Origin of the sequence: Stenotrophomonas sp., assembly GCF_032066555.1 — a bacterium.
Classification (GTDB): Bacteria; Pseudomonadota; Gammaproteobacteria; order Xanthomonadales; family Xanthomonadaceae; genus Stenotrophomonas.
The window spans coordinates 31,900-45,289 of sequence record NZ_DAMBKV010000023.1 but is presented as its reverse complement, the minus strand read 5'-3'; the positions used below and the strand labels follow the sequence as shown (position 1 = coordinate 45,289).

The 13,390-nt window shown below is 64.1% G+C and carries 11 protein-coding genes; 9 read left to right on the top strand and 2 right to left on the bottom strand.

Going from position 1 to position 13,390, the window contains the following annotated elements; genetic code table 11:
* Positions 1–349 precede the first annotated feature (349 nt).
* From RT131_RS17885 to uvrD, 5 genes are all read left to right on the top strand, one after another.
* Positions 350–967: a cation transporter gene (locus RT131_RS17885; protein ID WP_313174158.1), complete on the top strand. Its 618-nt coding sequence runs from the start codon at positions 350–352 to the stop codon at positions 965–967.
* A gap of 224 nt (positions 968–1,191) precedes the next feature.
* Positions 1,192–1,428, top strand: coding sequence for a 50S ribosomal protein L28 (gene rpmB / locus RT131_RS17880; RefSeq protein WP_313174156.1), 237 nt, complete (start codon positions 1,192–1,194; stop codon positions 1,426–1,428).
* A gap of 10 nt (positions 1,429–1,438) precedes the next feature.
* On the top strand, positions 1,439–1,606 hold the full coding sequence (gene rpmG, locus RT131_RS17875) for a 50S ribosomal protein L33 (RefSeq protein ID WP_172675037.1): 168 nt from the start codon (positions 1,439–1,441) through the stop codon (positions 1,604–1,606).
* Between the two features lie 153 nt (positions 1,607–1,759).
* Positions 1,760–3,136: an FAD/NAD(P)-binding protein gene (locus RT131_RS17870; RefSeq protein ID WP_313174155.1), complete on the top strand. Its 1,377-nt coding sequence runs from the start codon at positions 1,760–1,762 to the stop codon at positions 3,134–3,136.
* Positions 3,137–3,281: 145 nt separating this feature from the next.
* Positions 3,282–5,477, top strand: coding sequence for a DNA helicase II (gene uvrD / locus RT131_RS17865; RefSeq protein WP_313174153.1), 2,196 nt, complete (start codon positions 3,282–3,284; stop codon positions 5,475–5,477).
* Positions 5,478–5,582: 105 nt separating this feature from the next.
* Here uvrD and rtcR read toward each other — a convergent pair whose 3' ends face one another.
* Positions 5,583–7,184 (bottom strand): RNA repair transcriptional activator RtcR, encoded by a 1,602-nt coding sequence (gene rtcR / locus RT131_RS17860; RefSeq protein ID WP_313174151.1) that lies wholly within the window; start codon positions 7,182–7,184, stop codon positions 5,583–5,585.
* Positions 7,185–7,371: 187 nt separating this feature from the next.
* Here rtcR and RT131_RS17855 point away from each other — a divergent pair, with 187 nt between their 5' ends.
* From RT131_RS17855 to RT131_RS17840, 4 genes are all read left to right on the top strand, one after another.
* On the top strand, positions 7,372–8,919 hold the full coding sequence (locus RT131_RS17855) for a VWA domain-containing protein (protein ID WP_313174149.1): 1,548 nt from the start codon (positions 7,372–7,374) through the stop codon (positions 8,917–8,919).
* A gap of 693 nt (positions 8,920–9,612) precedes the next feature.
* Complete coding sequence (locus RT131_RS17850) at positions 9,613–10,839, top strand: RtcB family protein (RefSeq protein WP_313174147.1); 1,227 nt, start codon at positions 9,613–9,615, stop codon at positions 10,837–10,839.
* Positions 10,840–10,887: 48 nt separating this feature from the next.
* On the top strand, positions 10,888–11,904 hold the full coding sequence (gene rtcA, locus RT131_RS17845) for an RNA 3'-terminal phosphate cyclase (RefSeq protein WP_313174146.1): 1,017 nt from the start codon (positions 10,888–10,890) through the stop codon (positions 11,902–11,904).
* Positions 11,905–11,992: 88 nt separating this feature from the next.
* On the top strand, positions 11,993–12,442 hold the full coding sequence (locus RT131_RS17840; protein ID WP_313174144.1) for a universal stress protein: 450 nt from the start codon (positions 11,993–11,995) through the stop codon (positions 12,440–12,442).
* A gap of 592 nt (positions 12,443–13,034) precedes the next feature.
* On the opposite strand, the gene RT131_RS17835 is transcribed toward RT131_RS17840, so the two are convergent.
* On the bottom strand, positions 13,035–13,316 hold the full coding sequence (locus RT131_RS17835) for a DUF2782 domain-containing protein (RefSeq protein ID WP_313174142.1): 282 nt from the start codon (positions 13,314–13,316) through the stop codon (positions 13,035–13,037).
* Positions 13,317–13,390 lie beyond the last annotated feature (74 nt).

Sequence of the window (13,390 nt, the reverse complement as noted above, 5' to 3'; positions counted from 1 at the left end):
GGCCCCTCTCCCGTTTACGGGAGAGGGGTTGGGGTGAGGGCAAGCTTTTCGCTGGTAAGGCCCCTGCCGAGCACGGCTCGGCACTACCTTTCCGGCCCCTCTCCCGTTCACGGGAGAGGGGTTGGGGTGAGGGCGGCTTTTCGCTGGCAAGGCCCCTGCCGAGCATGGCTCGGCACTACCTTTCTGGCCCCTCTCCCGTTTACGGGAGAGGGGTTGGGGTGAGGGCAAGCTTTTCGCTGGCAAGGCCCCTGCCGAGCATGGCTCGGCACTACCGCTGGCGGCTCGCTGATTTCTACTTGCCCTGGCACATCAGCGCGATAATCCAACAAAACATTCCTGCGGAACCCCAATGAGCGACTGCTGTGGCTGCGGCAAAACCCTGGAAGTCGAGCGCATGCAGGCGCAGCAGCGCCGCGTGCTCTACCAGGTGCTGGCAATCAACCTGATCACCTTCGTGATGATGATGCTCGCCGCCTGGCATAGCGGCTGGGCCTCGCTGCTGTCCGGCAGCCTGGATAACCTCGGCGACGCACTCACCTACGCACTCAGCCTGGCCGTGGTCGGCGCCAGCCTTGCCGCCAAGGCGCGGGTGGCCATGCTCAAGGCGGTCTTCATTCTGTGCGCGGCAATTGCGGTCGCTGCAGGCATTGCCTGGAAGCTGGCCCATCCGCATCTGCCGCTGTTCGAAAGCATGGGCATCGCCGCGCTGCTCAACCTTGCCGCCAATCTGTTCTGCCTGCGCCTGTTGTGGCCATACCGGCAGGGCGACATCAACCTGGCCTCGGCCTGGGCCTGTTCGCTGAATGACGTATACGAGGGCGGCGCTGTGATCCTGGCTGCGCTGGCGGTCTGGGCCTTCGGCGCCGGCTGGCCGGATCTGCTGATCGCCGTGGCCTTGCTGCTGCTGTTCCTGCGCTCGGCCTGGAAGGTGGCCCGGGCGGCGTGGCGGGAATTGGGGGCTGCCTGAATAGGCCCAATGGCAGCCGCCAAGCCACTGATTTGCAAGCAGGCCCTGGTCTTGGCATAATACGCGGCTCGCTGTGTCCGGAATTCTCCGGATCGGTGGCCGGGAACACGTCATCTGGCCATCCTTGTCAGCGTAACCCTTTGATTCCCATGACGCGTGGCGGGTAACCGCCGGGGCCGCCGTCTTCCTGGCTAAGGAAGTCATCAACATTACCGAGGTGCGCAATGTCCCGCGTATGCCAAGTTTCCGGCAAGCGAGTGCAGACGGGTAACAACGTCTCGCACGCCAACAACAAGACCCGTCGTCGTTTCATGCCGAACCTGCACGAGCGCCGTTTCTGGGTTGCCAGCGAGAACCGCTGGGTCAAGCTTCGTGTTTCCGCGCATGCACTGCGCACCATCGACAAGAACGGTATCGATTCCGTTCTGGCTGAGCTGCGTGCCCGCGGCGAAAAGGTCTGAGGAGTAAACGATCATGGCAGGTAAGCGCGATAAGGTCCGTATGATTTCCTCGGCCGGCACTGGCCACTTCTACACGACCGACAAGAACAAGAAGAACACCCCGGGGAAGATGGAATTCCTCAAGTACGATCCGGTTGTTCGCAAGCACGTGATGTACAAGGAAGGCAAGATCAAGTAATCCCCAGGGATTGTTTGAGCTGCTGTTCCAAGCAGAGCCCGCCGAAAGGCGGGTTCTGTGTTTCAGGGCTGTGAAAAAGTTCCCGCCCTGCCAGCATGAATACATGCCCGTGCAGCATCAGGCGGTGGTACTGCATCGCCTACAATCGGGCAGATGAGTGTTATCGATACCCCTGCATTGTGTGATCTGGCCATCATTGGTGGTGGCGCTGCTGGCGTACTCGCCGCCATCGGCGTACTGCGTGGCGCAAGCCAGCCGCTGCGCCTGCTGGTGATCGAGCCGAACCTGCCGTTGGCCCGCGGCGTGGCCTATGCGACCACGCGCGAGGAGCACGTGCTGAACGTGCCGGCCGCCAAGATGAGCGGCTTTCCTGAACAACCCGAGGACTTCCTTGATTACCTGTGTGAAGTGCAGGCGTTTCCTGCGCTATCGCGGGAGCAGGTGGCTGGGCAGTTCGTGTCGCGTCGGCATTACGCCGACTACCTGCGCTTGCGCCTGCAGCAGGCGGTGGACGCCAGTCCTGCGCAATTGGAGATTCTGGCTGCGCGGGTACAGGCGCTGCAGCCCAATCAGGAAGGCGTGCTGCTGACCCTGGATTCGGGCCGGCCAGTGCAGGCTGGGCGAGTGGTCCTGGCGGTGGGCAATGCGCTGCGGCCACTGCCGGCGCGCGGTGCCAGCAGTCTGGTCAGCGGCAAGCGCGTGGAGGCCTGGGATTACGCCGCGCTCGACGCCATTGCAGACAATGCCGATGTTGCGATCATTGGTTCCGGCCTGAGCATGGCGGACAGCGTGGCGACGCTGCAGGCCAACGGTCATCGCGGGCGTATCCATGTGCTGTCGCGGCATGCACTGCTGCCCTTGCCGCACGCCAAGGGTGCTGCCGCTGACTACGATCCCGAGCCTTTGCTGTCGATGAGCCTGCGCCAGCGCATGCACGCATTGCGGCGTCATGCAGCCGAGGCGGCAGCCCGCGATATTCCGTGGCAGAGCGTGATGGAGCGTATCCGCCCGCTGGGTCAGCGCTTGTGGCAAAGCCTTTCATTCGACGACCAGCGCCGTTTCCTGCGGCATGTGGTGCGTTACTGGGACGTGCATCGCCACCGCATCGCCGCGCCGCTGCATGCGCAGCTGCTGGAGCTGCAGCAGGCCGGTCGCCTGCAGCTGCACCGTGGTCGCCTGGAAACCGCCGTTGCCGAAGGTGCCTGTGTGCGGCTGGGCGCGCTGGACCGCTGGCGTCAGCCGTTGCAGTTGGAAGTGCAATGCGTGGTCAACGCCACTGGCGTGGAGATGCGCGCGCAGGCGATGCGTAATCCGCTGCTGCAGCAGTTGCTGGGCAGTGGCGTGGGCCGTGCCGGCCCGCATGGAATCGGCCTGGATACAGCGGCCGACGGCAGCCTGATCGACGCCGATGGCATGGTTGAGCCGCGCATGCAGGTGCTGGGCAGTCTGCGCATCGGCAGCCTGTGGGAAAGCCTGGCGATTCCTGAATTGCGTGGGCAGGCAGCAGCGGCGGCAAAACAAGCCTTGTAGTGCCGAGCCATGCTCGGCAGGGGCCTCCCAGGCAATCCAAATGTAGTGCCGAGCCATGCTCGGCAGAGGCCTCGCCGGTAAAGCCCCTGCCGAGCATGGCTCGGCACTACAGGTAGCGTTGGCCTGCTTCCCGTAAAATGGGCGCATGGATGTCTCCCACTTGCTCGACGGGCTGAACGCAGCCCAGCGCGAGGCCGTTTCGGCGCCTCTTGGTCACCACCTGATTCTTGCCGGCGCCGGTTCCGGCAAGACGCGCGTGCTTATCCATCGCATCGCCTGGCTCACCGAAGTCTGTGGCGTGCCGGCGCACGGCATTTTCGCGGTTACCTTCACCAACAAGGCAGCCGGCGAAATGCGTCACCGCATCGACCTGCAGCTGAGCAAGGGCAGCCGTGGCATGTGGATCGGCACCTTCCACGGCCTGGCCCATCGCCTGCTGCGCCTGCACTGGGCCGATGCCAAGCTGCCTGAAGCCTTCCAGGTGATGGATTCGGACGACCAGCTGCGCATGGTCAAGCGCGTGGTCCAGCAGCTGGAGCTGGACGACAGCAAGTACCCGCCCAAGCAGGTGATGTGGTGGATCAACACGCAGAAGGATGAAGGCCGCCGTCCGCAGCACATCCAGCCCGAGCCGCATGACCAGTGGGGCGAAACCCTGCGCCAGGCCTATGCGGCCTACCAGGAGCGCTGCGACCGCGCCGGCCTGGTCGACTTCGCCGAGCTGCTGCTGCGCGCGCATGAACTGCTGCGCGACAACCCGGCGCTGCTGGCGCATTACCGTGCCCGCTTCCGCGAGATCCTGGTCGACGAGTTCCAGGACACCAACGCCATCCAGTACGCCTTCGTGCGGGTACTGGCCGGCGACAGCGCGCATGTGTTCGTGGTCGGTGACGATGACCAGGCCATCTACGGCTGGCGCGGGGCCAAGGTCGAGAACGTGCAGCGTTTTCTCAAAGATTTCCCTGGCGCGCAGACCATTCGCCTGGAGCAGAACTACCGCTCCACCGCCAACATCCTTGGTGCCGCCAATGCGGTGATCGCGCACAACCCGGACCGCATCGGCAAGCAGTTGTGGACCGACAGCGGCGACGGCGATCCGATCGATCTGTTCGCTGCCTACAACGAGATGGACGAGGCGCGTTACCTGGTCGAGCGTGCACGCCAATGGGTCCGCGATGGTGGCAGCTATGGCGACGTCGCCGTGCTCTACCGCAGCAACGCGCAGTCGCGCGCCTTCGAAGAAGCGCTGCTCAGCGAGCAGGTGCCGTACCGCGTGTACGGTGGCATGCGCTTCTTCGAGCGTGCCGAAATCAAGGATGCGCTGGCTTACCTGCGCCTGATGACCAACCGCAACGACGATGCGGCCTTCGAGCGTGCGGTGAACACACCGACGCGCGGCATTGGCGAGCGCACCCTGGATGAGGTGCGGCGCATCGCACGGCAGCAGGCGCTGCCATTGTGGGAGGCAGCGATGCTGGCCACGCAGGGCACCGATCTGACCTCCCGCGCGAAGAATGCGCTGGCCGGTTTCATCAACCTGGTGCAGCAGATCACCGCCGAAACCGGCGAGATGGATCTGTCCGAGCGCATCGATCACGTGCTGTCACGTTCGGCGCTGCGTGAGCACTGGGGCAAGGAGAGTCGCAACGCGTTGGATTCGGAATCGCGCACCGACAACCTCGACGAATTGATCTCGGTGGCCTCGCGCTTCGTGCGTCGCGAAGATGATATCGAGGAAGGCGCTGAGGACATGAGCGAGCTGGTGGCGTTCCTGTCCTATGCTTCGCTGGAAGCTGGCGAAGGCCAGGCACAGGCAGGTGAAGAGGGAGTGCAGCTGATGACGCTGCATTCGGCCAAGGGCCTGGAGTTCCCGCTGGTGTTCCTGGCCGGCATGGAAGAAGGCTTGTTTCCCAGTGCGCGTTCGCTCGAAGAAAGTGGGCGTCTGGAAGAAGAGCGCCGTCTGGCTTACGTCGGCATCACCCGCGCGCGGCAGAAGCTGGTACTCGGCTATGCCGAATCGCGCCGCATCCACGGCCAGGACAATTACAGCCTGCCGTCACGCTTCCTGCGTGAGATCCCGCGCGAGCTGCTCAACGAGGTTCGTCCCAAGGTGCAGGTCTCGCGCCCGGCCTCGCTGGGTGCAAGCCGGTCGATGGGCGGCCACGCCAATATCGAAGCACCGCCGATCAAGCTGGGCGCGTTGGTGAATCATCCCAAGTTTGGCGAAGGCATGGTCACCGACTACGAAGGTAACGGCCAGCACGCTCGCGTGCAGGTCGAGTTCGCCGACGCCGGCAGCAAGTGGTTGGTGATGGCGTATGCGAATCTGACGGTGATCTGATCAAGCGGTGAGCCACGTAGCCGCGTAGCCCGGGTAAGCGCAGCGCACCCGGGACGTGATCTGCGCATTGCCTGTGCGCGAAGGGCTGCCGAGCATGGCTCGGCACTACGGTGGGGTTGCGTGATTCCTCAGTTGCTCCCAATCCAGATCGAATTTGGCCAGGTATTTGCGCAGGCGATCGGCGTCGTTGGTGCTGGCGCGTTGGGTGCGCGATACCGCGAACAGTTCGCGGCCAGCGGCAGACAGGGTTTTCGAACGCAGACAGACGCGCACCACTTCTTCCAGTTGCACGCGGTCGAAGCGGTCCAGCTGGTTTGCGGCATCGCCGAGCAATGCCTGCAGTGGCGATGCATCATCGCCGCCATGCCATTGCGTGCGCAGGCGGTTGATCTCTTCATCGACGCCGTCGGTCTGGATGCGTCCTGCATTTGCCAGCGTCGCCATGCGCACAACACTGGCGCCCAGATCGCGGAAGTTGCCGCGCCATGCAGCTTCGCTGCTGGTGGCGAATGTCAGATAGCGGCTACGCGCTTCGGCGTTGAAGCGCACGCGCTCGTGCTGCTCGCGTGACCAGCGCTCCAGTTCAAACTCGAGGTTGGGTTCGATGTCTTCGCTGCGTTCGGCCAGACCCGGCAGTTGATAGGTCCACAGGTTCAGGCGCGCCAGCAGATCCTCGCGGAAGCGGCCTAGTCGTACGTCGTGCTGCAGATCGCGGTTGGTGCCGGCAATGAGCTGGAAGTCGCTTTCCACCTCACGGTCGCTGCCTACTGGCAGGAAGCGCTTCTCTTCCAGGGCGCGCAGCAGCATGGCCTGTTCGTCGGCACCCAGTTCGCCGATCTCGTCGAGGAACAGCAGGCCCTGGTGGGCCGAGCGCAGCAGGCCGGCGCGGTCGCTGCTGGCGCCGGTATAGGCGCCCTTGGTGTGGCCGAACAAGGTGCTCATCGCGCCATCGCCACGCAGGGTGGCGCAGTTCACCTCGACGAAGCGACCTGGCAGCTGGTGCTTGAGCTTCTTCAGCTCGAATACGCGCTTGGCCAACTGGCTCTTGCCGGCACCGGTGGGGCCGGTCAGCAGCATTGGTGCGCGCGAGCGCGTCGCGACTTTCTCGATCTGCTCGATCATCCGGTTGAATGCCGGGTTGCGGGTGGCGATGCCGCTCTTGAGCAGGTCGCGGTCCTGCAGCTGCTGTTGGGCGAAGCGCTGGGCGATGTGGTCGTAGCGCGACAGGTCCAGGTCGATCACGGTGTGGCTGCCGGGGTCGCCATTGGTTTGCTTGCGCGGCGGCGAGGTCTGCAGCAGGCGGCCTGGGAAGTGCCGGCTCTCGGTCAGCAGGAACCAGCAGATCTGGGTGACGTGGGTGCCGGTGGTGATGTGGACGTAATAGTCCTCCTCGTCCGGCTGGAAGGGATAGCTCGCGAGAAAGTCATGCAGGCGTGCGTAGACGCCTTCGAATTCCCAGGGATCGACCAGGTAGGTGTCGTGCAGGCGCAGCTCGGTGCCGGGCGATACCAATGCCAGATCTTCCTGCACCAGCTTGGCCAGCCGGCTGAAGCGGCGCTCGTCCAGCATCAGCTCGATGCGATCGGGCTGGAAGTCCTCATGCATGCCCAGAGCGACCGTGGGCCGCCATTTCTCCCAGCGGCCGGGGCCGCTGCCCGAATCGAGCTGGGTGCCGAGCATGCCGAAGATGACCTGACGCTTGGACATATCAATTCCTATAAGTAGCGCGCTAAAAGTATACGTAAAGCCGCGCTTCGGGTGCGCAAATCTTCGGTCTGAATCGAAAAATAACTTTTAAAATCAATTAATTGATTGAAGTCGGGGAAAGTTGGCACGGCCATTGCGTTGTATAGGGCCAAGAGAGCGGCGGGCAGTTCCCGCCAAGGAGTACGAAATGGCCAACGCAAACCTGTTCGCATCCTTCCGGGGCGCCCTGCTGCCGAAGGCCACGGTCCGCAACGAAGCCGGTGGATCGGCCTATGTTCGCGACCCGCGTGCGGCCTTGGCCCTGTTCGCCGCCACCGGTTGCTTGAACAGCACCTTCTACGCCAGCGCCGATGCGCAACTGGAGCAGGTGCAGGCGCTGTGCAACGAGGTCGATGCCGGCTTCATTGCACGCACTGCCGCCTATGCCCACGGCGTGGCGCATATGAAGGACGTGCCGGCGCTGCTGTTGGCGCTGCTGAGCGTGCGTGATGGCGAGGCGTTTGCCGCTGCTTTCCCGCATGTGATCGACAACGGCCGCATGCTGCGTACCTTCGTGCAGATCATGCGTAGCGGTCGGGTGGGCCGCCGTTCGCTGGGCTCGTTGCCGAAGCGCATGCTGCGGCAGTGGCTGCAGCAGGCCTCGCCGAAGGCGATCATCCGCGCGGCGATCGGCAACCAGCCGTCGCTGGCCGATGTGATCCGCATGGTCCACCCCAAGCCGCAGGATGCCGCGCGTGAGGCGCTGTATGCCTGGGTGATCGGGCGGCCGTACGACGAGGCGCTGTTACCAGCGGAACTGCGTGCCTACGAGGCGTTCAAGCGCGAACCGCGCGGGATGCTGCCGGACCTGCCGTTCCAGTACTACAGCGCGCTGGCATTGGATGCCGCGCAGTGGTCGGTGCTGGCGCGCAACTCAAGCTGGCAGCAGCTGCGGATGAACTTGAACACCTTTGCCCGTCACGGTGTGTTCGAGGATGCGGTGATGGTTGCCGAAGTGGCAGCGAAGCTGCGTGACCCGCAGCAGATCGCCCGTTCGCGGGTGCTGCCCTACCAGCTGCTGATGGCCTACCACGCCGGTGCGGCACTGCCGCGTCCGATCCTGGACGCGCTGCAGGACGCGATGGAAGTGGCGACTGCGTCGGTGCCGGCATTGCAGGGCAAGGTGGTGGTGGCAGTGGACGTCTCCGGCTCGATGCAGTGGCCGGTGACCGGCTATCGCAAGGGAGCAAGCTCGGCGGCGCGGTGCGTCGACGTGGCGGCCTTGATCGCGGCCTGCGTGTTGCGCGGTCACCCGCAGGCGCAGGTGCTGCCGTTCGACACCGAGGTGCATCCGCAGCAGTTGAACCCGCGTGACAGCGTGATGACGCTGGCACGGCAGTTGGCGATCAATGGTGGCGGTACCTCGGTAAGTGCACCGCTGGCCTATCTCAACCGCAAGCGGGCGCAGGTGGATCTGCTGGTGCTGGTGTCGGACAACGAGAGCTGGCGTGACACCCGCGGCAGCCGTGAGACCGCAACCATGCGTGAGTGGGCCGCGCTGAAGGCGCGTTGCCCGCAGGCGCAGCTGATCTGCATCGATCTGCAGCCGGTGGCCAGCAGCCAGACCGTTGAGCGCGAGGACGTGCTGCATATCGGCGGCTTCAGCGATGCGGTGTTCGAGCTGCTGGCCAATGCCAGCCTGCCGCCGGCACAGCGCCCGCGCTGGGTGGAGCGGATCGCGGCAATGGATTTGTAAGGGCGATACGGATGTCGCCGCAGTGATGCCCGGCCGGCAATGGGGCCGGCCGGGCCTGGAGACTATTTCATGGGAGAAGGCGGATGCCGGCCTGACTACATTGGTTGTTCATTCCGGTTCGAATCCGGAGAGTCAGTCCAACCCTTGCCGTCTGCTCCCACCCCTCAATGTCGGCGTGTACGAATGTCGATGGAACTACAGCATCTGACGCTCCAGGTCGCGGGTTCGATTCCCGCCCGATGCCGCAATGCATCGGTAGCTCAGTGGATAGAGCAGGATCGCCGCCTTGCCCTCGTGGCACAGCGGTGAAACGTTCCATCATTCTTGTCGTATTCGCCGGCACCTTATTTGTATTACTTCATGCTTCGGCATGAACACGTTTCAACGTCGGCACGCACGAATGCCGAAGGAACTACAGCCTCTTAAGCTCCGGGTCGTGGGTTCGAATCCCGCCCGAAACGCAGCGGTAGCTCAGTCTGGTTAGAGCAGGATGTTCCTTCAAACCTCGTCGTGCAGGCCGGCACCTTTCGTAGCTGTTCCATGCGGTGAATGCAGGTGGAATTACAAAGGCAGCCCTGCGGGGTCGGGTTCGACTCCCGGCCGCAACGGCAGAAGTTACTTCTGGCGTTGCGGACACTTCCACCACTGTTTGTCACCGCACCTCTATATTTGAAGATGACAGGAAAGCCATCAATGAACGACACCAACTACAACGTCATCCAGGAGCCGGGTGCGGCACCGATCAAGCTGTGGACGCGCGGCGTGCCGCTGGAAGACGAAGCCCGCGAGCAGCTGAAGAACATCGCGCGCCTGCCCTTCATCCATCAATGGGTAGCGGTGATGCCTGACGTCCACCTGGGCAAAGGCGCAACCGTGGGCTCGGTGGTGCCGACCATCGGTGCCATCATTCCGGCGGCGGTGGGCGTGGATATCGGCTGCGGCATGATCGCCACCCGTACCACGCTGACCGCCAGTGACCTGCCCGACAACCTGTCGGCGCTGCGCAGCGCGATCGAACGCGCGGTGCCGCACGGCCGCAGCGTGACCCGTGGCGGCCGTGACAAGGGCAGCTGGGACACCGCGCCGGAGCTGGCGGTGGAAGGCTGGTCGCAGCTTGCGGCCGACTTCGCCTTGATCTGCGAGCGTCACCCCAAGCTGAAGAACACCAACAACCTCAAGCACCTGGGAACGCTGGGTACCGGCAACCACTTCGTCGAGGTATGCCTGGATGAAGAACAGCGCGTGTGGTTCATGCTGCACTCCGGCTCGCGTGGCGTCGGCAACGCCATCGGCACCTACTTCATCGAGCTGGCCAAGCAGGAGATGCGTCGCTGGATGATCAACCTGCCGGACCAGGACCTGGCGTACCTGCCGGAAGGCAGCGCGCATTACGGCGACTACGTGTTTGCGGTGGACTGGGCGCAGCGTTTTGCCCGTATCAACCGTGAGGTGATGATGCGCAATGTGGTTGCGGCCGCGCGTACGGTGATCAGCAAGCCGTTCGAGGCCCAGGCCGAGGCGGTCAACTGCCACCACAACTACGTCAACCGCGAGCACCACTTCGGCAAGGATGTACTTGTTACCCGCAAGGGCGCGGTGAGTGCGCGCAAGGGTGAGATGGGCATCATCCCGGGCAGCATGGGCGCCAAGAGCTTCATCGTGCGCGGGCTGGGCAACGAGGACAGCTTCCACAGCTGCAGCCACGGTGCCGGCCGCGTGATGAGCCGCACCAAGGCGCGCAAGCTGATCAGCGTGGATGACCACATCAAGGCCACCGCGCACGTGGAGTGCCGCAAGGACGCCGAGGTGGTGGATGAGTCACCGGCTGCCTACAAGCCGATCGAGGCGGTGATGGAGGCGCAGCGCGATCTGGTTGAGATCATGCATACCCTGCGTCAGGTGGTGTGTGTGAAGGGATAAGGCAAGATGGCGCCCCACTGCGGTGGGGCGCCACAGGAAGGCAGGACAATGGAAATGATTGAAATAGATGGGAGTCAGGGTGGCGGGCAATTGCTGCGTTCCGCGCTGAGCTTGAGCCTGTGCACCGGGATTGGCTTTGCCATGCAGGACATCCGCGCGATGCGTTCGCGGCCGGGACTGATGCGCCAGCACCTGACTGCGGTCAACGCCGCGGCGCGGATCAGCAATGCGCAGGTGGAAGGCGCTGCCCTGGGCGCGAACACGCTGCGTTTCGTGCCGGGCATCGTGCAGGCGGGCGATTATCACTTCGCCATCGGCAGCGCAGGTTCGGCGACGCTGGTGCTGCAGACGGTGCTGCCCGCGCTATGGCAGGCGCCCGCGCCGTCACGTGTGCGGCTGGAAGGCGGTACGCACAACCCGATGGCGCCGAGTGCCGACTTCGTCAGCAGCTGCTATCTGCCGGCACTGGCGCGGATGGGCGTGCAGGCGGAACTGCAGCTGCATGTACCGGGCTTCCACCCGGCCGGTGGCGGTATGCTTGAGGCCACGGTACAGCCATGCCCGCAACTGCAGGCACAGGAATTCAGCGTGCGCGGGCCCTTGCAGAAGCTGGAAGCGCAGGTGCTGGTATCGGGCCTGCCTGCCGCCATCGGCCAGCGCGAGCTGGATGTGCTGGCCAAGCGCTTTGGGCTGGATGCCCATCCACGCCATGTGCGGGTGGTGCGGCCGGCCCTGGGGCCGGGCAACGTGGCCTCGGTGACGGTGCGGCATGACCTGCATGTCGAGCATTTCGACAGTCATGGCGAACGTGGACTGGCTGCCGAGGACGTGGCGGGCCGGTTGGCCGAGACCGTGCAGACCTATCTGGACGGCGGTGCCTGCGTGGGCGAGCACCTGTCGGACCAACTACTGTTGCCGATGGCGCTGGCCGGCGGTGGGCGCTTCACCACCGCCAGCCTCAGCGACCACCTGCGCAGCAATGCGCGGCTGATCGAGAAGTTCCTGCCGGTTGAGTTCGACTGGCAGCAGCGCGGACCACACTGGGAGGTATGGGTCAACGTTTGAGGGTCCCGGTTTGATTTGGCGCAAGGCATGGGGGCACCATCGGGTGTGCAATGGTGTCACCACCCCCTTTCATCCAAGGAGAACTGCCATGTACAAGCGCATCCTGATCGCCACCGATGGTTCCGAGCTTTCCGCCAAGGGCTTGGCCAAGGGGCTGGAGCTGGCCGCCCAACTGGGCGCGCATGTCGACATCGTCACGGTTTCCGAGCCGTGGGCGGTGGGCATGTACGACGCCATGGGCTGGAGCGCTGGCTACGAGGCCAGTCCGGAGTACAAGAAGGACCGTGAGGAAGCCGCGCAGAAGATCCTGCAACCGGCGTTGGCCGCCGCACACGCGGCCGATGTGGCGGACGTGCAGACCCACCACGTGCTGGACCGCTACGCCGCCGACGGCATCATCGACACCGCCAAGGCCTGCAACAGCGACCTGCTGGTGATGACATCGCACGGCCGGCGTGGCGTCACCCGGGTACTGCTGGGCAGCCAGACCTCCGAAGTGCTGGCCCGCAGCACGGTACCGGTGCTGGTGATCCGCTGAGGCTTTCAGCTTCCTCCCTTTCGCGCAGCGAAGGGAGGGCTGTGGACGGGGCTCTTGGCTGGAGCCGCAAAAGCCCAAAGCACAAGACCACCCCCTCCCAACCTCCCCCTTGGCTACGCCAAAGGGGAGGGGCAAAGCTTGGCCCCTCCCTTTTGCCGAAGGCAAAGGGGAGGGCTGGGGAGGGGGCTTTCCGCTGTGTCCGCAAAAGAAACCAGCAACCAGAATCAACAAAGCCCTCGATTGGAGGGCTTTCGGCTTTTTGCCCCCTCCCTTTCGCGTAGCGAAGGGAAGGGTTGGGGAGGGGTGCTTTCCGCTGTGTCCCCAAAGAAACCAGCAACCAGAATCAACAAAGCCCTCGATTAGAGGGCTTTCGGCTTTTTGCCCCCTCCCTTTCGCGCAGCGAAGGGGAGGGCTGGGGAGGGGTGCTTCCCGCTGTGTCCCCAAAGAAACCAGTGAGCCGAATCAGCAAAGCCCTCAAACGAGGTCTTTGTAGGAGCAGGTGAAAGGGTCGGCTGCTATTCACGCTTGGCTGCCCAAAGCACCCCTCCCCAACCCTCCCCTCCGTGCTGCGCACGCAAGGGAGGGGGCTGGATCACCAGCTATACAGCTTCCAATACACCGGCTTGGTGCCGTCCTTGTCGCTGTCCATGCGGCCGTCGCCGTCGCGGTCGTACATGTAGAACGGGGCACCACGGGCCGGGGTCACCTTGACCATGCGCAGGGTGCCACCGACGCGGTATTCCTCGATGGTGTCGCCGTTGTCCATCGCCTTGCGGGTGACATCCGCACCTTTGACATCAACCGGTGGCGAGCCAGCGCCGAGCGTGGCGCAGCCGGCCAGGGCCAGCAGGGGGATCAGCAGCAAGGATTTCATGGTGGTGCTTCCTTCGGTGGGAATGGTCCGATTATGCCTGTCCACATGCAGCAGCGGCCCGCCGCGTAGAATCA